Here is a 21656-nt window from a genome sequence, read left to right on the forward strand (position 1 = left end):
GTCTGGGGGGCGTGGGTGCCGTACGCCCCGTGCGCCCCGTACATCTCGCCGCCCCCGTGCGTCCCCTGCGTCCCGTACGGGTCGTACGGGTCGTACGGGGTGTAGGCGGAGGGGTCGGGGGTCTGCCGGTCCAGGGGATGACCGCCGCCGTGGCCGGAGCCGTGCGGGGAGGGCCCCGGGTGCTGCTGGTCGCCCGTCGCGTACGGGTCGTAGCCGTAGCCGTAGCCTTGCTGTCCGTACGCGTCGTAGGTCTGCTGCGGCGCCTGTGGTGCCGGACCCTGCCGGTAGACGGGCCGCCCGTACTCGTCGTAGCCGACGAGCTCGTAACCCTCGCCCCCGTACCCAGCGTCGTATCGATCGTTCACCGGTGCCCCTCTCGGCTCACTCGCCGCGGTACAGCTCGCGTTTGTCGATGTAGCGCACCACTCCGTCCGGCACCAGGTACCAGACCGGTTCGCCCTTGGCGACCCTCGCCCGGCAGTCCGTGGAGGAGATGGCGAGGGCGGGGACCTCGACGAGCGAGACGCCTCCCTCGGGAAGGCCGGGGTCGGTCAGGTGGTGGCCTGGACGGGTGACGCCGATGAAGTGCGCGAGGGAGAACAGCTCCTCGGAGTCCCGCCAGGTGAGGATCTGGGCGAGCGCGTCGGCGCCGGTGATGAAGAACAGGTCCGTGTCGGGGTTGAGAGCGCGCAGGTCACGCAGGGTGTCCACGGTGTAGGTGGGGCCGCCGCGGTCGATGTCGATACGGCTCACGGAGAACTGCGGGTTCTCGGCGGTCGCGATGACCGTCATCAGATAGCGGTCCTCGGCGGGGGAGACATGGCGGTGGCTCTTCTGCCAGGGCTGGCCGGTGGGAACGAACACCACCTCGTCCAGCTGGAACCGCGCGGCGACCTCACTGGCCGCCACGAGGTGGCCGTGGTGGATCGGGTCAAACGTTCCGCCCATGACTCCCAGGCGGCGCCTGCGCGGCTTCGCGGGGCCGCCCGACCCACAGGGGTGCTTCGCTGTGTCACTCGCCGGACCGGTGGGCATGTCCTGCTCTCCCATGCGGCAGACCCTACCGGCCCGGCCCGAGGACCTCTCCGGGCAGATCCCGGGGACAGGACGGACCGGGGTTCAGCGGTCCCGGTTGAAACGCGTGGTGATCCACAGCAGGAGCAGCAGGATGATCAGCGCGCTGCCGCCGACGACAAGGGGGTCGAGGCCCTCATGGTTGCTGCCCCCTCCCTCGGCGAGGTCGACCAGCGGGGCAGCGGCACTGTAGAAGCTCATCTTCGGCAGAACCTATCCGGGTGTGGGCTGGCAAGGGTGCCTGCCCATCGTAAGCGGCTGCCTTCACAGCGCTCACTCCGGCTCCACTGTTACCGGTGCAGCCGCTGCGCCCCCTCCGGCACGGCCCTGCCGCACGCCTCTTCCGGCACGGTCCCGCCGGCCCGGCCGTCGTCCGGGAACCTTTCCGCACGCTCCGTCGTCGTCCCGCTCACAGCCGCCCGCGGCCGCGGAGAAGGAACGGAGAAGGCGCGGGGCAGGAAGGGAAGGATACGGAGAAGGGACCAGGCGGACCGGCCGGCCGAGGACGCGGCCCGGGAGCACGGCACACCACGACGCACCACGACCGGGACGCCACGGAACGACCAGGGCGGCACGGAGCAGGCAGCCGCTCTCCCCGGGGCCGGGCCGCGGCCCCGGCGGCCGGGCGGTCACGGGTCCGGGCCGCTTCCCGCCCCGGACCGCTGCGTCGCCCTGCCCCTTGGGGGCATCTCCGCCTAGGCTGGGCGTGCTTCGGGGGGCGCTTTGGACACTCACAGACATGGGGGACCACATGTCCGACGACGGCCACGAGCACACCAGGCATCAGCATGTGCCGAGCCGGCAGCGCACCCGCTTCCCGGAGATCTCCTCGCGGGCGTACGAGCATCCGGCCGACCGCTCGGCCCTGGTCGCCCTGCGCAGGCTGAGCGGCTTCGACACGGTCTTCAAGACCCTCAGCGGCCTGCTGCCCGAGCGCAGCCTCAGGCTGCTGTTCCTGTCCGACTCGGTGCGCGTCTCGGACCAGCAGTTCGCGCATCTGAACGACATGCTGCGGGACGCCTGCTACATCCTGGACCTGGAGAAGGTCCCGCTGATGTACGTCAGCCAGAACCCCCAGCCCAACGCGATGTGCATCGGCCTGGACGAGCCGATCATCGTCGTCACCACCGGCCTGGTCGAGCTGCTCGACGAGGAGGAGATGCGGGCGGTCATCGGCCACGAGGTGGGCCACGCCCTGTCCGGTCACGCGGTGTACCGCACGGTGCTGCTGTTCCTGACGAACCTGGCGGTGCGGGTCGCCTGGATCCCGCTGGGCAATCTGGCGATCACGGCGATCGTCACGGCGCTGCGCGAGTGGTTCCGCAAGTCGGAGCTGTCGGCCGACCGGGCCGGCCTGCTGGTCGGGCAGGACCTGCAGGCGTCCATGCGCGGTCTGATGAAGATGGCGGGCGGCAACCATCTGCACGAGATGAACGTGGACGCGTTCCTCGCACAGGCCGAGGAGTACGAGTCCGGGGGCGACCTGCGCGACTCCGTGCTGAAGATCCTCAATGTGCTGCCGCGCACCCATCCCTTCACCACCGTGCGGGCGGCCGAGCTGAAGAAGTGGGCCGCGTCCCGCGACTACCAGCGGATCCTGGACGGCCACTACCCGCGCCGCAGCGAGGACAAGGACACCTCGGTCAGCGACTCCTTCCGCGAGTCCGCGGCGCACTACGCCCAGCAGGTCAAGAACTCCAAGGACCCGCTGATGAAGCTGGTCAGCGATCTGGCGGGCGGTGCCGGCGACCTGGGCGAGCGGGTGCGGCGCGGCTTCAGCGGTCTGGCCGGCTTCGCCGGATCGGGCTCGGGCTCGTCCTCGTCCGGCGACCGGCCGAAGGACCGGCCGTCCTCGAACCCCCCGCCGGGCGACCAGGACTGACCCGGCCCCGGCGCTCCTCGCCCGGCGGTGTCACATCCGCGGCTGGGCGCCCGGTGCCAGGGCCCCGCACAGGGCCGTGGTGCTGTCCGGGGCATAGGGGTCCGTGCCGGCCGGGCCGCCCGCCTTGGCGGTCTGGCCGGCCAGCAGGGGCCGGAAGTGGTTCGCGGTGTCCTCGGCGCAGGACAGCGGACCGGCCCGGACGTGGGCGACGGCCAGCTGGACCCGGTGCAGTCGCACGTCGTCGTGGGTGAGACGGAACTGCAGCTCGCGCCGGACGGTGAACAGCGAGGCCGGTTCCCCGGCGGCGGAGCCGGCCGGTTTCAGCGCGTAGACGAGGGTGTGGTCGGCGCTGACCTCGAGGGTGGTGGCGTCGGCCTCGACGGCCCGCAGGCTGCCCTGTACACGGATCCGGCGGTCGGCCAGTTCGACCCGGTCCGGGTCGAAGCGGACCAGCCAGCCGGTGGGCGCATGCCGCCCGTCGGCGGCGGGGGCGTCGATGCTCCGGTCGAACTGATCGAGCTGGCCGGGGGCGAGCAGGGCCCGCACGGGGTGGGTCCGGCCTTCGGTGAGCACCTGCGGGTCGAGGGAGGAGGCGACGACGTAGTCCTTCGCGGCGGACAGCGCGGCGACGATCTGGCTGTGGGAGAAGTGCGCGGTCCGCCGGACGACGGGCAGCGGGATGCCCTCGGCGCCGATGGCGAACCGGGCGGCCGGGCTGTGCGCGTACAGGACCTCGGGATCGCCGGCCCCGGGCACCTTGCCCTGCGGGGCGAGCGGGACGACGGTGGCCCGCAGCGCGGTGACCGGCTGCTGGACCTGCGGGGTCTGCTGGGGGTGACGTATGCCCAGGTAGATCGCGGTGCCGAAGGCGAGGGCGATCAGCAGGGCGAGGATCAGCGCCTGCCGGGACGGTCCGCGGCGCAGCGGCGGACGGCGGCGCACGGCGGGGGTGTGGGCGGATATCCGCTCCTGCGCGGAGTACTCCTGGAGGCGGGCAGCGCGGACGAACGACTCGTCGAAGACGACGGACCGGTACTCGTCCTCCGCTCCTCCCGGGGCACCCTCGGGTGTCCCCTCGGGCGGGTCTCCAGGGCCTCCCATATCTTCAGGGTAGGTCTGCGGAAGTCCCGGTAAACGCCCTGCTGCGCGACAAGTCCTGACAGGTTCTCACCAACACGCCGCCAAGGCGGCGGCCCGGCCGTCAGGGGGTGCGCGGAACCGCGGGGACGGGGGGACCGGAGTGGTCGGCGGAGGCGGAGGGCACCACCGGGCCGCCCTGTTCCAGATTGGTGGTGGCGGGCGGGGGGATCTGGTCACGGCTTCCGGAGGAGCCGCCCCGGTAGACCGCCGCGAAGGCCAGCGCCACCATGCCGACGCCCATGACGAGGGCGAGCACCCAGGCGACGGGGCGGTGCCAGCGCACCTGGGGGCCGAAGGGCCGCGAGGCGCCGTAGGGCCCCTCCAGGACGTCGGGGTCGTCCAGGTCGTCGAGGTGCCGGTCGTGTCCGTCGGGGCCGTAGCCGTCCTCGTAGTGCTCGCCCCTGGCGTGGGCGTGGCGGGCCTCGGCCTCGGTGGCCTCGGCCCTGGCCTGGGCAGCGGCCAGGAGGCGTTCGACGGCGGTCGGCTCATGGATCACGGCCGCCTGTACGAAGGCCTCGTCGAAGACCACGGAGGCGAACTCTTCGTCCGACACTCCGCGGTCGTGATCGTCGTCGGGCTCCCAGCCGTCGGGGAACGGCCTACCCCCCACGTCCTCCGGCACAGGTCCAGAGTAGACCTGGGGGGGTCAATTTGGGCAGACGGTATGGAAATCCATTCGTCCGGTGAGGCGGCTTTCCGCCACCGCGGGAACCGTCCGCCCCGCCGGCCCCGGCCGTCAGCCGCGGATGTGCCCGTCGCCGGTGAGGATGTACTTCGTGCTGGTCAGCTCCGGCAGCCCCATGGGACCGCGGGCGTGCAGCTTCTGCGTGGAGATGCCGATCTCCGCGCCGAAGCCGAACTGACCTCCGTCGGTGAAGCGGGTGGAGGCGTTGACGGCGACGGTCGTGGAGTCGACCAGCTGGGTGAAGCGGCGGGCGGCCTGCTGCGAGGTGGTGACGATCGCCTCGGTGTGCCCGGAGCTCCACCGCCGGATGTGCTCGACGGCCTTGTCCAGGGAGTCGACCACGGCGGCGGCGATGTCGTACGACAGGTACTCCGTCTCCCAGTCCTCCTCGGTGGCCTCGACGACGGTGGCCCGCGACTCCTTGGCGTAGGCCATGACCCGCGCGTCGGCGTGCACGGTCACCCCGGCGTCGGCGAGCGCGTCCAGGGCGCGCGGCAGGAACTCGGCGGCGATGTCCTGGTGGACCAGCAGCGTCTCGGCGGCATTGCAGACGCTGGGCCGCTGCGCCTTGGAGTTGATCAGGACGTCGACGGCCGTGTCGATGTCGGCCTGGGCGTCGATGTAGACATGGCAGTTGCCGGTGCCGGTCTCGATCACCGGGACGGTGGACTCGTTCACCACGGTCTGGATCAGCGAGGCGCCGCCGCGCGGGATCAGCACGTCGACCAGGCCGCGGGCGCGCATCAGCTCGCGTACGCTCTCGCGGCTCTCCCCGGGCACGAGCTGTACGGCGTCGGCGGGCAGCCCCGCCCCGTCCACGGCGTCGCGCAGGACCCGGACCAGGGCGGTGTTCGACTCGTAGGCGGAGGCCGAGCCGCGCAGCAGGACCGCGTTGCCCGACTTCAGGCAGAGGGCGGCGGCGTCCACGGTGACATTGGGGCGGGCCTCGTAGATGATGCCGACCACGCCGAGCGGGACCCGGACCTGGCGCAGGTCGAGTCCGTTCGGGAGCGTGCTGCCGCGCACCACCTCGCCGACCGGGTCGGGCAGCGCCACCACGTCGCGCACATCGGAGGCGATGGCGCGCACCCGCTCCGGGGTGAGCGTGAGCCGGTCGATCAGGGCGTCGCTCGTGCCGGCCTCGCGGGCCTTGGCGACGTCCTTGGCGTTGGCCTCGACGATTTCGGCCGTGCGGGCCTCCAGGGCGTCCGCGATGGCCAGCAGGGCCTCGTCCTTCTTCGCACGCGGCAGCGGCGCGAGGACGGCGGCGGCGTCCTTGGCCCGGTGGGCGGCCTGGATGACCGGGGACTTCGAGTCGTGCGGCGAGAGCGTGGTCATGGGAGGAAGGGTAGTGCGCCCCACCGGGCCGTCCACGGGCGTTCCACAGCACGAGACGGGCGGAGCGAGGCGTCGGCGGAGGTCAGAAGGGGTGGACCCCCACCGGGGTCGCGAGCCGCGGGCCATGGCCCTCGGCGAGTCGCTGGTGATAGGTCTCGCGGTCGATGACCTCCAGACCGACGATCTCCCAGGGCGGGAGTTTGGCGCTGTTGCGGTGCTCGCCCCACAGGCGCAGGGCGACGGCGGCCGCGTCGTGCAGGTCGCGGGCCTCCTCCCAGTAGCGGATCTCGGCGTGGTCGCAGGCGTAGCGGCTGGTCAGCAGGAAGGGGTGGTCGTGGGCAAGCTGCTCCAGACCGCGCCGCACCTCCTGCAGCGGAGCCCTCGCGCCGGAGACGCTGAGGGTGACGTGCCACAACCGGGGCAGGTCGGGCGGCTCCCCGCAGTCGGCTCCGGTCGCCACGCTCGTCAGCCCACCGCGGGACACCGCCGCCCCGGGGCGCACTCGTCTCACGACGGCCTCCCTCACCTCTTCGTCGCTCTCTGTCGTGTCCGACGCGTCTTCCGCGTCCTCGTGGTCCCACCGGGGCACGCGTGTGCCGCGCGTGCCCCCGGAGAAATCCCCCGAGAGAAGTGGAGCAGGCCGCGGCGCCTCATGGGGCGGTTTTGCAGAACGTCCCCGTTGTCGGGCCGTGCGGTGCCGGATGTTTCACCCCATTACGGCCGCAGGATCACCAGGTCGTCCCTGTGTACGACCTCGCGTTCGTACGCCGGTCCCAGTTCGCGGGCGAGTTCACGGGTGGAGCGGCCGATCAGCCGGGGGATCTCCCTGGCGTCGAAGTTGACGAGTCCGCGGGCGACCGCGCGTCCGGCCACGTCGCGCAGCTCGACCGGATCACCGGCGGTGAACTCGCCCTCCACGCCGGCGATTCCGGCGGGCAGCAGCGACTTGCGGCGCTCCACGACCGCGTGGACGGCGCCGTCGTCGAGGATGAGCGAGCCCTGGGGGGTGGAGGCGTGCTGCAGCCACAGCAGCCGGTCGGAGGAGCGCTTGCCGGTGGGGTGGAAATAGGTGCCGGTCTCCTTGCCGGACAGGGCGTCGGCCGCGCGGGCGGCGCTGGTGAGCACCACGGGAATGCCGGCGGCGGCCGCGATCCGGGCCGCCTCGACCTTGGTGACCATGCCGCCGGTGCCGACACCGGACCGGCCGGCGCTGCCGATCTCGACGCCGACCAGGTCCTCGGGCCCGCGCACCTCGGCTATCCGGGAGGCCCCGGGCCTGCTCGGGTTGCCGTCGTAGAGGCCGTCCACGTCGGACAGCAGCACCAGCAGATCGGCGCGGACCAGGTGGGCGACGAGGGCGGCGAGGCGGTCGTTGTCGCCGAAGCGGATCTCGTCGGTGGCGACGGTGTCGTTCTCGTTGACGATCGGCAGGGCACCCATCGCCAGCAGCTTGTCCAGGGTGCGGGAGGCGTTGCGGTGGTGGGCGCGGCGGCTGGTGTCGTCGCTGGTCAGCAGGATCTGGCCGACCCGGATGCCGTAGCGGGCGAAGGAAGCGGTGTAGCGGGCTACGAGCAGGCCCTGGCCGACGCTGGCCGCGGCCTGCTGACGGGCGAGGTCACGGGGGCGGCGGCGCAGGCCCAGCGGGGCGAGCCCGGCGGCGATGGCTCCGGAGGAGACGAGGACGATCTCCTTCTCTCCCCCGCCGTGCACCGCACCGAGGACGTCCACGAGCGCGTCCACCCGGTCGGCGTCCAGCCCGCCCGACGCGGTGGTCAGCGACGAGGATCCCACCTTGACGACGATCCTGCGGGCCTCGAGAACGGCCTGCCTTGCCCCTGTCACCTTGCTGTCTGCCCCCTCGCACTGATTGGACTGCCTGCCCGAATCTACGCGAAGGGGACCGCGGACCGCTCGCCGGTCCATGCTGCGGACCGCGTCAGGGGCTCTTGGCCTGCGCCGTCGAAGGGCGTGTGCGCGGGCCGGTCCTCCGCGGTGCGCCCGGGCGCGGGACCGGGGCCGCGCCGGCCCCTCCGGTGCGGGCGTCGTCCCGTCGTCCTCACACGGCGACGGCCCGTCCGGGGTGCGCGGTCCGGCGAGGGCCCCTTCCGTGTCCCGGTGCCCGTGTTCCGGTGCCCGGCGTGGCCGCCCCGACCGGCAGACGCCTCTGGCAAACGGGACAGTGGGGCACCCGTCGGGTGTTCTCCAACGGCACAGGGCGGCATATCCGTGTCCGGTCCGCATCCGGAGAGTTCGTCGACGCCCTTGCTCCTGCTCGCCCTTGCGCTCTCGCTCGCTCTCGTTTGCGGACGATCCGTATGGACGGCCCGTACGGAGCAGCCCCGGCCGGCGGTCCGGCTTTCCGGACGGCCCCGTCCCTGTGCAGGGCGAGGGCCGCCGCCCGCGCCGTGGCGCTCCGCGCGCACGTGAGGCGCACGGGAGATTGCCGGGAATGCTCACCACGGCGTCCTTGGTCTTCCGCGGGAAGAAGCGGTATTTCCCGGTGCCCGCCTTTTCGCCGGTGAAAGGGCGGCGTTCTTCCGTATTGCCGCCGGATTGCCGAAACAATCGCGGCGGACGGTGCGGGGTGCGGTGTTCCCCACGGTTCTTCACGAGCGTGTATGCGCTGTTCCGGTTATTTCTCCGGACAGGGAGGGGTCCGGTTCGCGAAGACCCGGATCATCCTGTCCTCTCCGTGCGGGACCGACCGCGGCGGCGACGCGGCCGGTCCCGCCTTCCCCGCCCGCCGCCGGGAGGGGCCGGTCCGGCCCGGCTCCCTCACCGTGTCCCCGCCGGCGGTGCCGTCACCGGTGGTGGTGCCGCCACCCCTGCCAGGCCGACTCGATCATCTCGTCCAGCCCGTACCGGGCAGTCCATCCCAGCTCGTCGCGGATGCGGTCCGCCGAGGCCACGACCCGGGCCGGGTCGCCGGCGCGGCGGCCCGTCACCTCGGGGACCACGTCCTCGTGGCCGGTCGCCTTGAGGATGCGGTCGACCATCTCCCGCACCGAACTTCCCTCTCCCCGGCCGACGTTCAGGGTGAGCGCCGTGCCGCTCGGGGCCTGTTCGAGATAGCGCGCCGCCGCGAGATGGGCGGAGGCGATGTCCTGCACATGGATGTAGTCGCGCACACAGGTGCCGTCGGGCGTCGCGTAGTCGTCGCCGAAGATCCGCGGCGCCTCCCCCGCCTCCAGCCGCTCGAACACCATGGGAATGAGATTGAAGACACCGGTGTCGGACAGCTCGGGGGAAGCCGCTCCGGCCACGTTGAAGTAGCGCAGGGACACACCGCGCATGCCGTACGCGGTGGCCGCCGCCTTGATCAGCCACTCCCCGACGAGCTTGGTCTCCCCGTACGGGCTCATGGGCACGCAGGGGGTGTCCTCCGTGACGAGGTCCACATCGGGCATGCCGTAGACGGCCGCGGAGGAGGAGAACACGATCCGGTCGACTCCGGCCGCGGTCATGGCCTCCAGGAGCGTCTGCACGCCGGTGACGTTCTCCCGGTAGTAGTGAAGGGGCCGCTCGACGGACTCCCCCACCTGCTTCTTGGCCGCGATGTGCACCACTCCCGTCACACCGTGGTCGCGCATCGCCTGCTCCAGCGGCCCTCGGTCCACGACGCTGCCGACGATGAGCGGCACCCCTTCCGGCACCCGGTCCGCGCTGCCGGTGGACAGGTCGTCGTACACGACCACGGACGCACCGCCGTCGCGCATGGCACGCACCACGTGCGCGCCTATGTATCCGGCTCCACCCGTGACGAGCCAGCTCATCCTCATGCCTCCCAAGTCGTGGTCACTGCATGAAGACTCTTCCTCGGAGACGGGAAAATCGAATCAGACATACAGGGTGTATGGCAAAAATCACAGCTATCGCCCGCGGGACCGTCCGCCCCGCCCCTTGAAAATCGGGGCCGCCTTGAATAGGACAATTCGGACACCGGTCACTCTACGGACATCCGCAACCGCGCCCACGGAAACTTCTCGTGAATCCTTTACTCTGATGCGACGACGCTCCCCAGGCCCCCGGCCTCCCGGAGCGCGACTCGTCCCCGTGCGCACGTGGTCAGTTCTCGGAACAGGTTGTAAGGATGCCCAGACTTTCCCTCGTTGTCCCTGTGTACAAGGTGCAGGGGTACCTACCCGAGTGCCTTGATTCCATACTCGGGCAGAGCTACACGGACTTCGAGATCATCGCTGTCGACGACTGCTCCCCGGATGGATCGGGCGCCATTCTTGACCAATATGCGGAGAGAGACGCCCGCATTCATGTGATTCACCTCACCGAAAATGTGGGGCTGGGGCGTGCGCGCAACGCGGGACTGGAGAAAGCCCGGGGCGACTACATTCTGTTCCTGGACAGTGACGACACGTTGTCCGACGGTGCGCTGGCCGCGATCTCCGAGCGTCTCGAGGCCACGGGAGACCCGGAGATACTGATCTACGACTACGCGCGCACCTACTGGGACGGCCAGATCCGCCGCAACCAGCGGGCGGACCTGCTCAAGGAGGAGGGCCCGGACGTCTTCCGCCTCGCCGACCGTCCGCAGCTGCTCAATCTGCTCCAGATCGTCTGGAACAAGGCCTACCGCCGCGACTTCATCGACCGTCTCGGCCTCACCTTCCCGCCCGGGTACTACGAGGACGCCCCCTGGACGTTCTGCTCGCTGATCAGCGCCGAGCGGATGGCCGTCCTGGACCGCGTCTGCGTGTACTACCGGCAGCGCCGCGAGGGCGGCAACATCCTCAAGACGGTCAGCCGCAAGCACTTCGACGTCTTCGACCAGTACCGGCGCGTCTTCGAGTTCGTCGACGCGCGGGAGGAACTCGCCCAGTGGCGCACGCCGCTGTTCCGCAAGATGGTCGACCACTACCTGACCGTGCTGGAGCGCCCGGGTCGTCTGCCGCAGAACGCCCGGGCGGAGTTCTTCCGCCGCGCCTCCGCCGACTACCGCGCACGGCTGCCCAAGGACTTCCAGCGGCCCGCCGGCGGACGCGGCCACAAGTACGCGCTGCTGGAGCGCAACGCGTACGCGGCCATGGCGAGCGCCACCGCCGCCCTGAAGCTCCGCAGGTCGGTGAAGAACCGCGCCCGTACGGTGCTCAGCCGGTCCAAGCGCAGCGCGATGGGCGTCTTCTACCAGTCCCAGCTGCGTCTTCCCATCGACGAGAACCTCGCGGTGTTCTCCGCCTACTGGAGCCGCAGCGTCTCCTGCAACCCCGCGGCGATCGACGCCGAACTCGCCCGCCTGGCACCGCACATCCGCCGGGTGTGGGCCATCCGCCCGGACGCGATGGACCAGGTGCCCGAGGGCGTGGAGGCCGTCCCCCTCGGCTCGCGCGAGTACTGGGCCGCCATGGCGCGCGCCAAGTACCTCGTCAACAACGTCAACTTCGCGGACGCCGTGGTGAAGCGGGAGGGCCAGATCCATCTGCAGACCCACCACGGGACACCGCTGAAGACGATGGGGCTGGACCAGCAGAAGTACCCCGCCTCCACCAACATGGACTTCGCCAAGCTCCTCGAGCGGTGCGACCGCTGGGACTTCAGCCTCAGCTCCAACAGCTTCTCCACCGCCGTCTGGGAGCGGGTGTACCCCTGCTCGTACGTCTCCCTGGAGACCGGCTACCCGCGCAACGACATCCTGGTGAACGCCTCGTTCGAGGACGTGCGCCGGGCACGCGCCGAGCTGGGCCTGGCCGCGGGCACCAAGGCCTTCCTGTACATGCCCACCCACCGCGAGTACCAGCCGGGCTTCACCCCCGCGCTCGACCTCGCCCGGTTCGCCGAGGAACTCGGCCCCGACGTGACCCTGATGCTGCGGGGGCACTACTTCTACGGCAACTCGCCGCACATCGCCGAACTGCGCCGCAGCGGCCGGATCATCGACGTCTCGGGGCACCCGCGGGTGGAGGAGCTCTACCTGGCCGCGGACGCGCTCATCACGGACTACTCCTCCGCGATGTTCGACTACGCGGTGCTCGACCGGCCGATCATCATCTACGCCCCGGACTGGGACATCTACTCCGCGGTCCGCGGCACGTACTTCAACCTGCTGGAGGAGCCGCCCGGTGCGGTCGCCACCTCCCAGGCCGAGCTGATCCGGCTGCTCGGCTCGGACGAGTACAGCGGGCCGGACGCCGCCGAACGCCGGGCGGCGTTCCGCCGCCGCTTCTGCGAGTTCGACGACGGGCGCGCGGCGGAAAGAGTGGTGCGACGCGTCTTCCTCGGTGAGGAGAGTCTGCTGCCGTTCGTCCCCTTCGCCGAACGTTCCCACGCACCGACCCCCGACCAGGCACTCGAACTGGTCGAGCGGGCCTGACTGACCCCGAAAGGAGCACACACACGCCATGGCCCCTCGGCTCAGTGTCATCGTCCCCATCTACAACGTCGAGCGCTATCTGCCCGCGTGCCTGGACTCGCTCGCCGCACAGACCTTCCGGGACATCGAGGTCCTGATGGTCGACGACGGCTCGCCGGACAACTCCGCCGCCATAGCCGCGGAGTACGAGGCCCGTGACAAGCGTTTCAAGCTCATCCGCAAGGAGAACGCCGGGCTCGGTGCGGCCCGCAACACCGGCATCGCCCACATGTCGGACGAGTCGGAGTTCCTCACCTTCGTCGACAGCGACGACGTCATCCCGCCGGACGCCTACCGGCTGATGATCGCCAGCCTGGACGAGTCCGGCTCGGACTTCGTCACCGGCAACGTCTTCCACCTCAAGGGCGAGCGGTCGTGGCAGGTGCCGCTGATGAAGATGCTCGCCGGCGAGGCCCGCAAGCGCACGCACATCTCCAAGTACCCCAAGCTGATCGCCGACCGCATCGCGTGCAACAAGGTGTTCCGGCGCTCCTTCTGGGAGAAGGAGGGCTTCGCCTTCCCCGAGGGCATCCTCCACGAGGACATCCCGGTCATCCTGCCCGCGCACTACCGCGCCCAGGCCATCGACATCATCGGCGAGCCCACCTACTTCTGGCGGCTGCGCGAGGGCGAGGCGGCGCCCTCGATCACCCAGCGCCGCAAGGAGCCCCAGGCCATCCGCGACCGTGTCACCGCGGTGAGCATGGTCAGCGACTACCTCGCCCAGCAGCCGGGCCCGGAGTTCGCCGAGTACAAGCGCCAGTACGACGACCGGGTGCTCCGTGACGACCTGCGGCTGTTCCTGCGGGTGCTGCCGGACGCGACGGCCGAGTTCCACGAGGCCTTCCTGGAGGCCACCAACCGCTACCTCGACATGGTGGATCCGAAGATCGTCATGGATCTGCCCACGGACCTGCGGGTGCAGTGGATCCTGGTCCGCAAGCACGCCATCCAGGAGCTGATCGCCCTGCTGGCCTCCCAGCGCCGCAAGGAGCCGATCGAGGTCTCCGGAACCTTCCGCAAGTACGCGAGCTTCCGCACGCTGGAGGAGAGCGGCTACGAGCTGCCCAAGGCCGCGCTGCGCATCGACGGCGACCTGGACCTGCGGGCCCCGCTGCGCTCGGTGACCTGGAAGGACGGCAAGCTGGTGCTGTCCGGCGACGCCTGGATCGACAAGATCGAGGTGGCGAGCAAGCGCAGCAGCGTCAAGATCCTCCAGCTCAAGCGGAACGGCTCGCGCCGCCGCATGTTCCTGCCCGCCAAGAACGTCTACCGGCCGGAGTGCACCACCGACTCCGGACAGCAGAGGTACAACTACGACTGGGCCGGCTGGGAGGTGACGCTCGACCCCGCCAAGCTGCGCAAGGGCGGTGTCTGGCAGGAAGGTCTCTGGCACGTCGGCATCAACGTCTACGCGTCCGGCCTGGTGCGGCGCGGCGGCGTCTGGGCCCGCGGCGGCTCGCCCGCGAACTTCCCGCCCTACCAGTGGCTCGACGAGGACCACCGGCTGCTGCCGATCGCCGAGCACAGCGCCCTCAAGCTGCGCGTCGAAAAGGTGCGCGCCCTGATCACCGACCGCCGTCTGGACGGTGACGCGGTGGAGATCAGCGGTGACATCCGCGTTCCGCTGAAGGACGGGGAGACGCTGGCGTTCCGCCTGCTCAACTCCAAGAGCGGCGAGATCCGCAAGTACCCCGTCGAGGTGACCCGGCAGGGCGGCAGGACCACCTTCCGCACCCGGGTGCCGCTCGCCGACGTGGCTCTCCTCGGCAACAGCGCCGTCGACGAACAGGCCCAGCCGAAGCGCCGTCTGTGGAGCACCGCGCTGCTGGCCACCGCCCCGGACGGCACCGAGCGCCAGTTCAGCAGCGTGGTGCGGGAAGGACTGGAGGACCTCTCCTTCGACCTGCCCGACTCCTTCGGCGAGGCGGGCGCCCACCGCGAGATCGCCGTGGTGTCCGGCACCAACGGCTATCTGAAGATCATCGGCCGGACGCGCCGCGCGGTGCTCACCGGGGTCGAGGTGAAGGACGGGAAGATCGTGGTGAGCGGCCGCAGCAGCCGCGCCCTCGTCGGAGCCGACCTGATCCTCAAGGCGACCGGCCGGTTCGACGAGCGCAAGGCCCCCATCACCTGGTCCGAGGACGGCACGTTCACCGCGGCCTTCGACCCGTCGCGGATGGGCGGCTCCGGCCAGGTGCCGCTCAAGGCCGGCCGCTGGAACCTCGTCCTGCGCTCCTCCGATGCGGAGGCGCCGGACGCCTCGTTCGTCATCGACCGCCTCGCCCTGCCCCAGTTCCCGCTGCACACCGAGCTGAACGAGCGCCGCTACTGGTTCGAGAACCGGTGGGGCGACTTCCCGCAGCTCAACTGCCGGTCCGAGCTGAGCGACCTGGAGCGCGGCCCGTACCGCCAGCTCCAGCTGCGCCGCGAGGTGTACGAGCCGTGCCGCCGGCAGCCGCTGCGCGACCAGGTGTTCTTCCTCAGCTACAACGGCAAGCAGTACTCCGACAGCCCGCGCGCCATGCACGAGGAGCTGCTGCGCCGGGGCAGCGACCTGAAGTTCCTGTGGGCCGTGCGCGACGGCCAGGTGATCCTGCCGCCCAGCGCGGAGAAGGTCCGCATGTGGGGACGCGAGTGGTTCGAGGCGCTGGCCACCTCCCGGTACATCGTCACCAACGGGCATCTGCCCGAGTGGGTGGAGCGCCGGCCCGGCCAGGTCATCGTGCAGACCTGGCACGGCACGATGCTCAAGAAGATCGGCCACGACATCGAGACCCTGCACTTCGACCGCGAGTACCAGAACCGGCTGGCGCTCGAGGCGAAGAACTGGAGCCTGCTCGTCTCCTCCAACCGGTTCTCCACGCCGATCCTCAAGCGCGCCTTCTCCTACGACGGGGAGATCCTCGAGGCCGGCTACCCGCGCAACGACTACCTCTACTCGCCCGACCGCGACAAGATCGCGGAGAAGGTGCGGAAGTCGCTCGGCATCCCGAGCGGCAAGAAGGTCCTGCTGTACGCGCCGACCTGGCGGGACGACCAGTCGCACAGCGCCGGTCAGTACCTGTTCGACCTGCGGATCGACCTCGAGGACGCCCGCCGGCGTCTCGGCGAGGACCATGTGCTGCTGATCCGCCGTCACTCCAACATCGTCGACGCGGTGCCCGGTGCGGGCAACGGCTTCGTCTGGGACGTCTCGGAGTACCCGGACATCGCCGACCTGTACCTGCTGGCGGACGTGCTGATCACGGACTACTCGTCCGTGATGTTCGACTACGCGCACCTGAAGCGTCCCATGCTGTTCTTCACGTACGACCTGGAGCACTACCGGGACACGCTGCGCGGCTTCTACTTCGACTTCGAGAAGGACTCGCCCGGACCGCTGCTCTTCACCTCCGAGGAGCTGGTGACGGCGATCCTGAACATCGACAAGGTGACCGCCGAGTACAAGGAGCGGTTCGAGCGGTTCCACCACCTGTTCTGCGACCTCGACGACGGTCACGCCTCCCGGCGCGTCGTGGACCGGATGCTGGAACAGGCCAAGGAAGTCTGAAAGAAAGTCCGAAAGGGACTCCGAACGGCCGGACCGGCCGGGCTTTCCGCTCGGCCGGTCCGGCCGTTCACGGGGCGGCGCAGCCGCCTGGGGGCCGGGCCCACGGCACGGGGTGCGGCGCCACCGCCGTCCGCGGGCCCGGGGCGTCTCACCGCCCCTGGCAGCGGTTCCCCGCAGCAGGCGTCCCCTCCGCGGGGGCCGCTTCCTGCCGGGTCAGAGGGTCACCGTCTTGAAGGCCAGCTGGGCGGCCGTCGTGAAGTACGGGCGGATCTCCACACGGGCGAAGGAGCTCTGCGGAACGCGCTTGCCGCGCAGTAACCGCCGTGCGACACGGGCCGCACCGCCCCTGCCCGACGCGCCGCTTCCGTTCACCGCCCGCTTGCGCACCGGGCGCGGATACCTGAAGACCTTGAACGGCTCCAGCACATCGGTGACGAACTTGCTCATCCGCACCTTGTCGCCGTCGGCCGGCCACAGCCAGAGGTCCCAGACCTCCTCCTCGTGCCGGTGCTCCGCGACCAGGGTGTCGAGCGGGACCTCACAGCCGAACCGGGCTCCCTCCGTCCAGGCCACGGGGAACCGGAGCACCCGCTCCTTGTCCTTCCGGTTGACCGCCGCGACCTCCGCACCGACGACGATCTCCGCGCCGTTCCAGGAGTCGGCCTCGATGTGGACGCGGTCGGGCCCGACGCGCACTCCGGTCACCTCCAGGTGCCGCTCCCTGACCCGGCTGCGCACCCGCAGACGGCCGGTCGTCCGCTCCTTGAACGGCAGCAGCGTCTCCAGCCCCTGTGTGCCCGGCTCATGGGCCGGTGACGCCAGGACGGTGGTGTCACAAAGGCCCATGCACAGGCTCTTCTCGTACCCCTCCTCCGACACCACGCCGAGCTCCCAGACGCCGTCCGCGAGGGAGCCGTGCCGCGGGATCCGCGCCGTGCCGTGCGCAAACGGCATCTGGACGGGCTCCTTGGCGCCGCGCACATCACGGCAGACGAGGCGCAGCCCCGCCGGCACCCGCTCCCGCGTCCCGCACGGGACCAGTGCCACCTCCACGTCGCCGTCGGCGAGCACGGTGCAGTCGGCCGTCCCGGGCAGTTCCCGGACGACCTCGAAGCGGGCGCGTGCCCTGGCCACGATCGCCTCGAACCGCTCGGCGCTGGGTCCCGGGGCGAACCTCTCGGCGGTCCGGAGCGCCTGCCGTCCCATGGCGAGACGCCGTCCCTCGTCCTCGATGAGCTCGTTGATCGCGGCCGCCATGGCCGCGGTGTCGCCGAGAGGGACGAGAAGGCCGTCGGTGCCGTGGGTGAGGATGTTGCGCGGACCGTGGTTGCAGTCCATGGCGACCACCGGCAGCCCCCGGGTCATCGCCTCCACCGTCACATTGCCGAAGGGTTCGCGCAGCGAGGGCAGCACAAAGATCGATCCCTTGGCGAACTCGGCGGTGACCGGAAACGCGGGCCCCATCAGATGGACGTGGTTGTACAGGCCCTTGTCGTGGATCCGGCTCCGCAGGGCCGCCTCCTCGGGGCCGCTGCCGTAGATCCGCAGCTGCCAGTCCGGATGGCGTTCCACCACGGTCGCGAAGGCGTCGATCAGTCCGTGGAAGTTCTTGTGCTCCTTGAAGACGCCGGCGGTGACGACCACCTTGCTGCTGCCGTCGGACGTCCGGCCGCCGGGGTCGGGAATGCAGTTCGGCAGCACGCTGATCCGGTCGCGGACACCCGGGACCAGCCGGCCGAGGTTCTCCCGTTCCTCGGGCGTGAGCACGGTGATGGCGTCGAGCCTTCGGTAGGCGTCCTCGAAGAGCATCCGCCGCAGCCCTTCTTCGTAGATGCCGGGCATGGAGTGCTCCTGCGCGACCTTCAGGTAACGGCCCGGCGCCGCGGCGAGCAGCACGGTGATCCGGGGGTTGGAACTCACCACCACATCGGCGTCCGTGCTGTCGAGATAGGTCAGGAGGCGCTTTTCGGCGAGCCTGCTGACGACCGGTTTCCTCTCGTTCTTCGGATAGGGGTAGCGTGCCGGGAACTCGTGTGCCAGCGGATCGTCCCCGTCGTAGGCCGCGGAGTGCTTCCGCAGGTCGGTGAGGGCGCGTACGCGCACCCGGTCGTCCAGCGGGAAGAACGACTCGTCCCGTATCTTCCGCAGGGCCACGATCTCCACCTGGTGCTTGTCGGCGAGCGCCCCCGCAAGGTTCTGCGTCGCCGTCACCACACCCCCCATGTGGCACAGATCGCGGACCAAGAATGCAATTCTCACTGCGCTTCCTCCCCAAAGCGGCGCGTTCCCGCGCAGCACGAGAACGCGGTTCGATCATCAAGATCGAAAACGCCCGGGGGAGGTTGTGCCCTCTGGGGTCACAATGGGGACACGGTCGCCTCCAGGCCGTGGACGCGACCGTCCCTTGGGGGTTGTGCCGTCAGAACGGCTCGAAGCCGTCGTACCCGTGCTCGGCCTCCTCGTGTGCCGCCTGCCGGTCACGGCGGCGCTGGGCGGCCGGGCGGATCTGCTCGAAGCGGTGGTCCTCACCGCGGCGGCCGAGCCTCTCCGCGCCCGTCATGATCGACGGCTCCCAGTCGAAGACGACGGCGTCGTCCTCGGGACCGATGGCGACGCCGTCGCCGGGCCGGGCACCGGCCTTCATCAACTCCTCCTCGACACCGAGGCGGTTGAGCCGGTCGGCGAGATAGCCGACGGCCTCGTCGTTGTTGAAGTCGGTCTGCCGCACCCAGCGTTCGGGCTTCTCGCCCCGCACCCGGAAGAAGCCGTCCTTCTCGCGGGTGACGGTGAAGCCGGTGTCATTGACGGCCATCGGCCGGATGACGATGCGGGTCGCCTCCTCCCTCGGCCGGGCCGCGCGCGCCTTCGCGACCAGCTCGGCGAGCGCGTACGACAGCTCCTTGAGCCCGGTGCGCGCCACCGCCGACACCTCGAAGACCCGAAGGCCGCGCGCCTCGAGGTCGGGGCGGACCATGTCGGCGAGGTCCTTGCCGTCGGGGATGTCTATCTTGTTCAGGACGACGACACGGGGACGGTCCTCGAGGCCGCCGTACTGCCGCAGCTCCTCCTCGATGACGTCGAGGTCGGAGATCGGGTCGCGGTCGGACTCCAGGGTGGCCGTGTCCAGTACGTGCACGAGCACGCTGCACCGCTCGACGTGCCGGAGGAACTCCAGGCCGAGGCCCTTGCCCTTGCTGGCGCCCGGGATGAGACCGGGGACGTCGGCGATGGTGTAGACGGTGGAACCGGCGGTGACCACGCCCAGGTTGGGGACGAGCGTGGTGAAGGGATAGTCCGCGATCTTCGGCTTGGCGGCGGAGAGGACGGAGATCAGGGAGGACTTGCCGGCGCTCGGGTAGCCCACCAGGGCCACGTCGGCGACGGTCTTCAGCTCCAGGACGATGTCCTTGACTTCTCCCGGCTCGCCCAGCAGCGCGAAGCCGGGCGCCTTGCGGCGGGGGGAGGCCAGCGCCGCGTTGCCGAGGCCGCCCCGGCCGCCCCGGGCGGCGACGTACGAGGTGCCGTGCCCGACCAGGTCGGCGAGGACGTTGCCCGCCTTGTCGAGGACGACGGTTCCGTCCGGCACGGTCAGCACCAGGTCCTCGCCGTCCTTGCCGGAGCGGTTGCCGCCCTCGCCGGGCTTGCCGTTGGTGGCCTTGCGGTGCGGGGAGTGGTGGTACTCCAGCAGCGTGGTGACGGACTGGTCGACGGTGAGGATCACGTCCCCGCCGCGCCCGCCGTTGCCGCCGTCCGGGCCGCCGAGCGGCTTGAACTTCTCGCGGTGCACGGAGGCACAGCCGTGGCCTCCGTTACCCGCGGCGACATGGAGTTCGACGCGGTCCACGAAGGTGGTCATGGTGAGTGCCTCCTGAGAGTTCTCCCGGCCGGCGGCCGGGGACATGGGGAATGTCTTCTGCTCAACATGCGAAAGGCGGACCCGCCTTCCCACCCGGGAAGTGAGGTCCGCCTCGCGAAGTGTCCGGTCCGAACCTGGGTCAGGCGACCGGGACGATGCTCACGACCCTACGGCCACGGCTGGTGCCGAACTTCACCGCACCGGCCTGCAGCGCGAACAGGGTGTCGTCGCCACCGCGACCGACACCAGCGCCCGGGTGGAAGTGGGTGCCGCGCTGGCGGACCAGGATCTCACCCGCGTTGACGACCTGACCGCCGAAGCGCTTCACGCCGAGCCGCTTGGCATTGGAGTCGCGCCCGTTCCGGGTGGACGATGCGCCCTTCTTGTGTGCCATCTCTCTTCAGTCCCTTACTTCGCGGCCGAGGGGATCGACGTGACCTTGATCGTCGTGTACTGCTGACGGTGGCCCTGCCGACGGCGGTAGCCGGTCTTGCTCTTGTAACGCAGAATGTCGATCTTCTGGCCCTTGTGGTGGTCCACGACCTCGGCCTGGACCTTGACGCCGGCCAGCACCCACGGGTCGCTGGTCACGGAGTCGCCGTCGACGAGCAGCAGGGTCGAGAGCTCGACCGTGTCACCAACCTTGGCAGTGGGAATCTTGTCAATCTCAACGATGTCGCCGACAGCAACCTTGTGCTGGCGACCACCGCTGCGCACGATGGCGTACACGCAGATCTCACTCTCTCGCTCGAAACGGCACCCCCGCAGGCCAGCAGCCCTGCGAGACACGCGGACTGCCTCTCCCGGCCACACCCGTGCCCGGGAGGAAAGGGTTTACGGGGATGTGGCGTGCTCAGTGGACACGCCGACGGTCAAGGTTACGAGGCGTGCCCGGCAAGGGTCAAACCGGCACCCCTTCTCTCCCCGGCCCTGGGCGTGTCCCGCCGGGACACGCGGGCCGGCGGCCCCGGCGGGACGGCTGTCCGACGGGTGAGGCCCCGTACGGCACCCCCGGCCCGTACGGAAAACCCCGTACGAGGAAAACCCCGTACGGGAAGGAAGAAGGACGGTGAAGACGGTGTGGTCCCGTCCCTCGAGGGACGGGACCACACCGTGCCGGGGCTCTCCTCGGATCAGCCCTCGTCCGTCGTGGCCGAGACCGACGACAGCGACTGCTGGGCCGCCGCGGTCTTCGACGCCGACTTCTTCGCGGCCGTGGCCGTCTTGGCGGCCTTCGCCGCCTTCTTGGCCGTCGCCTTCTTGGCCGCGGTCTTCTTGGCGGCCGTCCTCTTCGTGGCGGCCTTCTTCGCCGTGGCCTTCTTGGCGGCCTTGCGGGCCGTCTTCTTGGCCGGGGCGGCCTCCTTCTCGGCGGCTTCGGCTTCCGCCGTCCCAGGGGCCTCGGCGGCGGTCTCGGCCGCCGGTTCCGCAGGCTCAGCCGCCTCGGCAGCGGTCTCGGCCCCTGCCTCCGCGGGCTCCTCGGAAGCCTCGGCGACGGGCTCGGCCACCGGCTGCTCCGCGGCCTCCTCAGCAGCCGGCCCGGCTGCCGGTTCCGCAGGCTCAGCCGCCTCGGCGACGGACTCGGCCCCTGCCTCCGCGGGCTCCTCGGAAGCCTCGGCGACGGGCTCGGCCACCGGCTCCGCCGGTTCGGCCGCGGGCGCCTTCTCCGGGGCCTCCTCCGGCGCCTTCTCCGCCGTGCCCGAGGGGACGACCATGACGGCCGTGTCCTCCGGAGCGGTCGGCGCGGTGGCCTTGCGCACGGCACGGCGG

General features: G+C 70.6%; 15 protein-coding genes and 2 pseudogenes. 3 read left to right on the plus strand and 14 right to left on the minus strand.

The genetic code is table 11. The annotated features are described in order from the left end of the window. The 3 genes and pseudogenes from CCN35_RS29310 to CCN35_RS28660 all read right to left on the minus strand — a co-directional run. Window positions 1–365: pseudogene (locus CCN35_RS29310) on the minus strand (LytR family transcriptional regulator); the annotation flags it as partial. 16 nt (window positions 366–381) lie between these two features. After that, entirely contained in the window at window positions 382–1050 is a 669-nt protein-coding gene (gene nadD, locus CCN35_RS09805; protein WP_067389907.1) for a nicotinate-nucleotide adenylyltransferase, read from the minus strand. 69 nt (window positions 1051–1119) lie between these two features. Further along, window positions 1120–1275 carry a hypothetical protein gene (locus tag CCN35_RS28660; RefSeq protein ID WP_169721347.1) on the minus strand — a complete coding sequence of 52 codons (156 nt, stop codon included), beginning with the start codon at window positions 1273–1275 and terminating at the stop codon, window positions 1120–1122. Window positions 1276–1825: 550 nt separating this feature from the next. Here CCN35_RS28660 and CCN35_RS09810 point away from each other — a divergent pair. Beyond that, a complete protein-coding gene (locus CCN35_RS09810; RefSeq protein ID WP_067389904.1) occupies window positions 1826–2956 on the plus strand; it encodes a M48 family metallopeptidase in 1131 nt (376 codons plus the stop codon). Between the two features lie 30 nt (window positions 2957–2986). On the opposite strand, the gene CCN35_RS09815 is transcribed toward CCN35_RS09810, so the two are convergent. The 6 genes from CCN35_RS09815 to galE form a co-directional block, all read right to left on the minus strand. Continuing rightward, a complete protein-coding gene (locus tag CCN35_RS09815; RefSeq protein WP_067389901.1) occupies window positions 2987–4057 on the minus strand; it encodes an SCO2583 family membrane protein in 1071 nt (356 codons plus the stop codon). A gap of 100 nt (window positions 4058–4157) precedes the next feature. Further along, window positions 4158–4718, minus strand: a complete 561-nt coding sequence (locus tag CCN35_RS09820; protein WP_067389898.1) for an SCO2584 family spore wall biosynthesis protein — start codon at window positions 4716–4718, stop codon at window positions 4158–4160. 114 nt (window positions 4719–4832) lie between these two features. Beyond that, window positions 4833–6119 (minus strand): glutamate-5-semialdehyde dehydrogenase, encoded by a 1287-nt coding sequence (locus CCN35_RS09825; protein WP_067389895.1) that lies wholly within the window; start codon window positions 6117–6119, stop codon window positions 4833–4835. An 82-nt stretch (window positions 6120–6201) separates the two neighbouring features. Further along, complete coding sequence (locus CCN35_RS09830; protein ID WP_067390240.1) at window positions 6202–6630, minus strand: hypothetical protein; 429 nt, start codon at window positions 6628–6630, stop codon at window positions 6202–6204. Between the two features lie 203 nt (window positions 6631–6833). After that, window positions 6834–7961, minus strand: coding sequence for a glutamate 5-kinase (proB, locus tag CCN35_RS09835; protein ID WP_067389892.1), 1128 nt, complete (start codon window positions 7959–7961; stop codon window positions 6834–6836). Between the two features lie 959 nt (window positions 7962–8920). Continuing rightward, window positions 8921–9892 (minus strand): UDP-glucose 4-epimerase GalE, encoded by a 972-nt coding sequence (galE, locus tag CCN35_RS09840; protein WP_086792308.1) that lies wholly within the window; start codon window positions 9890–9892, stop codon window positions 8921–8923. 317 nt (window positions 9893–10209) lie between these two features. On the opposite strand from galE, the gene CCN35_RS09845 reads away from it, so the two are divergent. Then, on the plus strand, window positions 10210–12441 hold the full coding sequence (locus tag CCN35_RS09845) for a bifunctional glycosyltransferase/CDP-glycerol:glycerophosphate glycerophosphotransferase (RefSeq protein WP_067389889.1): 2232 nt from the start codon (window positions 10210–10212) through the stop codon (window positions 12439–12441). A 28-nt stretch (window positions 12442–12469) separates the two neighbouring features. Then, window positions 12470–16033: a bifunctional glycosyltransferase/CDP-glycerol:glycerophosphate glycerophosphotransferase gene (locus CCN35_RS09850; protein WP_067389886.1), complete on the plus strand. Its 3564-nt coding sequence runs from the start codon at window positions 12470–12472 to the stop codon at window positions 16031–16033. Between the two features lie 213 nt (window positions 16034–16246). Here CCN35_RS09850 and CCN35_RS09855 read toward each other — a convergent pair whose 3' ends face one another. From CCN35_RS09855 to CCN35_RS29315, 5 genes and pseudogenes are all read right to left on the minus strand, one after another. Continuing rightward, window positions 16247–18292 (minus strand): glycosyltransferase family 4 protein, encoded by a 2046-nt coding sequence (locus tag CCN35_RS09855; protein ID WP_236560551.1) that lies wholly within the window; start codon window positions 18290–18292, stop codon window positions 16247–16249. 160 nt (window positions 18293–18452) lie between these two features. Then, a complete protein-coding gene (gene obgE, locus CCN35_RS09860; RefSeq protein ID WP_067390233.1) occupies window positions 18453–19889 on the minus strand; it encodes a GTPase ObgE in 1437 nt (478 codons plus the stop codon). 139 nt (window positions 19890–20028) lie between these two features. Then, on the minus strand, window positions 20029–20283 hold the full coding sequence (rpmA, locus tag CCN35_RS09865; RefSeq protein WP_067389879.1) for a 50S ribosomal protein L27: 255 nt from the start codon (window positions 20281–20283) through the stop codon (window positions 20029–20031). A gap of 14 nt (window positions 20284–20297) precedes the next feature. After that, the gene (gene rplU, locus CCN35_RS09870) at window positions 20298–20618 is read right to left on the minus strand and encodes a 50S ribosomal protein L21 (protein ID WP_067389876.1); all 321 of its coding nucleotides are present in this window, start codon (window positions 20616–20618) and stop codon (window positions 20298–20300) included. A gap of 404 nt (window positions 20619–21022) precedes the next feature. Continuing rightward, window positions 21023–21656: pseudogene (locus tag CCN35_RS29315) on the minus strand (Rne/Rng family ribonuclease); the annotation flags it as partial.

It is taken from the genome of Streptomyces thermovulgaris (genome assembly GCF_002155915.1).
Lineage (GTDB): Bacteria > Actinomycetota > Actinomycetes > Streptomycetales > Streptomycetaceae > Streptomyces > Streptomyces thermovulgaris.

Bases quoted from the DNA above. Each gene is read 5' to 3' on its own strand.
- CCN35_RS09845 (WP_067389889.1), top strand. From the start codon at position 10,210: ATGCCCAGACTTTCCCTCGTTGTCCCTGTGTACAAGGTGCAGGGGTAC.
- CCN35_RS09825 (WP_067389895.1), bottom strand. From the start codon at position 6,119: ATGACCACGCTCTCGCCGCACGACTCGAAGTCCCCGGTCATCCAGGCC.
- obgE (WP_067390233.1), bottom strand. From the start codon at position 19,889: ATGACCACCTTCGTGGACCGCGTCGAACTCCATGTCGCCGCGGGTAAC.
- CCN35_RS09850 (WP_067389886.1), top strand. From the start codon at position 12,470: ATGGCCCCTCGGCTCAGTGTCATCGTCCCCATCTACAACGTCGAGCGC.
- CCN35_RS28660 (WP_169721347.1), bottom strand. From the start codon at position 1,275: ATGAGCTTCTACAGTGCCGCTGCCCCGCTGGTCGACCTCGCCGAGGGA.
- rpmA (WP_067389879.1), bottom strand. From the start codon at position 20,283: ATGGCACACAAGAAGGGCGCATCGTCCACCCGGAACGGGCGCGACTCC.
- CCN35_RS09815 (WP_067389901.1), bottom strand. From the start codon at position 4,057: ATGGGAGGCCCTGGAGACCCGCCCGAGGGGACACCCGAGGGTGCCCCG.
- CCN35_RS09810 (WP_067389904.1), top strand. From the start codon at position 1,826: ATGTCCGACGACGGCCACGAGCACACCAGGCATCAGCATGTGCCGAGC.
- galE (WP_086792308.1), bottom strand. From the start codon at position 9,892: ATGAGCTGGCTCGTCACGGGTGGAGCCGGATACATAGGCGCGCACGTG.
- nadD (WP_067389907.1), bottom strand. From the start codon at position 1,050: ATGGGAGAGCAGGACATGCCCACCGGTCCGGCGAGTGACACAGCGAAG.